The sequence below is a fragment of the Candidatus Methylacidiphilales bacterium genome, from assembly GCA_025056655.1.
Classification (GTDB): domain Bacteria; phylum Verrucomicrobiota; class Verrucomicrobiia; order Methylacidiphilales; family JANWVL01; genus JANWVL01.
Genome location: JANWVL010000124.1, coordinates 1 through 1,633 on the forward strand (window position 1 = coordinate 1; position 1,633 = coordinate 1,633).

The window sequence follows — 1,633 nt, forward strand, 5'->3', positions numbered from 1 at the left end:
CTCAAATCGGCTCAATACAAAGCCACTCAAAAGGAAGACATCTTCGCCCCGCACCTCCCCTTTACTGCTATCATGCGCCAACTTCACGCTACGCGCACTCCTACCTTTCAAGGTGTGCTCTCTACTCTTTACATACACGATCGTCTCATCGCCGCACATTTCGGAATGATCTACCATCACACTTACCACATCTGGTTCCCCACCTACGATCCAGAATTTGAAAAATATTCCCCCGGGCTCATCCTCCTCCACCAGATTCTCCTTGCTTTCCCCTCACAGCGACTCACCATCCTCGATTTCGGCAAGGGTCACGATTCCTACAAGCTTCGTTTTATGAACGACGCCGTTCCCCTCGCCCACGGCTATATCGAACCCACCACACCCAGAAAAATTCGGCGTCGCTTCTCCCAAGTCACACGGCGAATCCTCTCTCCTCTGAAACCTTATTTACAGCCACTTTTGAACCGCAATCGCCCTAAAAAATAAAGGCGCTCCGCATTACAACTATCTCCCCAGCGATCCAAAATCTCGATGTCCCCACGCCGCTTCACCTGCTCCTCCAGCTCGCTGACAGTCGGACAATTAAAGAGCATAAAGATCTCCCGATCCTTCTCTCTCAGAGACTCGCAAAGTCGTTCCATCATCCCGTCAAATACTGACCCATGAAAAGGATTATTCAAAAACACCACATTCACATCCGTAGGAACCCTATACTTCGTCGCATCTTCGCAGATAAACTCTACATTCTGGCATTTCAGCCTCCTGCGCGCCTTTGCAAGGTTGGCTTTTGCTCCCTCAATTAAAAATGCCGTTAAATCCACCCCAATCACCCGCTTAAAAGGAAACAAAGCCGCCACAAACACAGCCCTTCCCAAGCCACATCCATAGTCAATCCACACACTGTTTTGATACCCTCCATCGAGATATTTATTGAGTTTCCCTAATGCGTTTATCAGTGATTCATACTCAATAGGAGAGTATTCATCACATTCGCATTTGCCTTTTCCTTGAACATATCCTAGGGCTTGAGATGAGTAATATTGCTCCGAATTGATGCCGAGCCAAAGTTCGTAAAATCGAGTAAAGAGCTTCTTTCGCCACCAGCTCAAAAGCCCGCTGAATCCTGACCTTTTGACTATTTGAATGTAAGCTTGCAAGCGAGACACGCGCTAAGCTTGGCATGTTGATATAAGTTGTCAACTTTGCCCCCCTTTCCAAATCGAGGCCTCTAAGCTCAATCCCCTACTCAAAACTGCTAGACTAGCCAAGGAATGTCACTAGAGATTGCTTCTAAAATCCGAAGCTAGTCGAAACAATCATATAAATGCCAAAATTTTCGGTCATCATTCCCACCTATAACCGCGCACCCCTTCTCAAGCAGACGTTGGACTCAGTCTTAAACCAATCGTTTTTAGATTATGAAATCATCATTGTTGACGATGGTTCAACCGACGATACCTGGCAATACCTACAAAGTCTAAGGGTGAAAGTAACCTATTACCGCCAAGACAACAAAGGCCCAGCAGCCGCTCGCAACCTCGGTGCCCAGCATGCTAGCGGGGATTACCTCGCCTTCCTCGATTCAGACGACCTCTGGCATCCCGATACGCTCCGACACCTCAATCAAATCATC

Annotated in this window: 3 protein-coding genes; 2 read left to right on the plus strand and 1 reads right to left on the minus strand. The window is 47.6% G+C overall.

Features of this window, described 5'->3' with window-relative positions:
• Positions 1-486: GNAT family N-acetyltransferase (locus tag NZM04_08145; protein ID MCS7063992.1), on the plus strand; the 486-nt coding region annotated here is incomplete at its 5' end.
• Here NZM04_08145 and NZM04_08150 read toward each other — a convergent pair.
• On the minus strand, positions 444-1,166 hold the full coding sequence (locus NZM04_08150) for a class I SAM-dependent methyltransferase (GenBank protein ID MCS7063993.1): 723 nt from the start codon (positions 1,164-1,166) through the stop codon (positions 444-446). The two genes, NZM04_08145 and NZM04_08150, sit on opposite strands and share 43 nt — an antisense overlap.
• Before the next feature lie 158 nt (positions 1,167-1,324).
• Between NZM04_08150 and NZM04_08155 the strand changes: the two genes are divergently transcribed.
• Positions 1,325-1,633: glycosyltransferase family 2 protein (locus NZM04_08155; protein ID MCS7063994.1), on the plus strand; the 309-nt coding region annotated here is incomplete at its 3' end.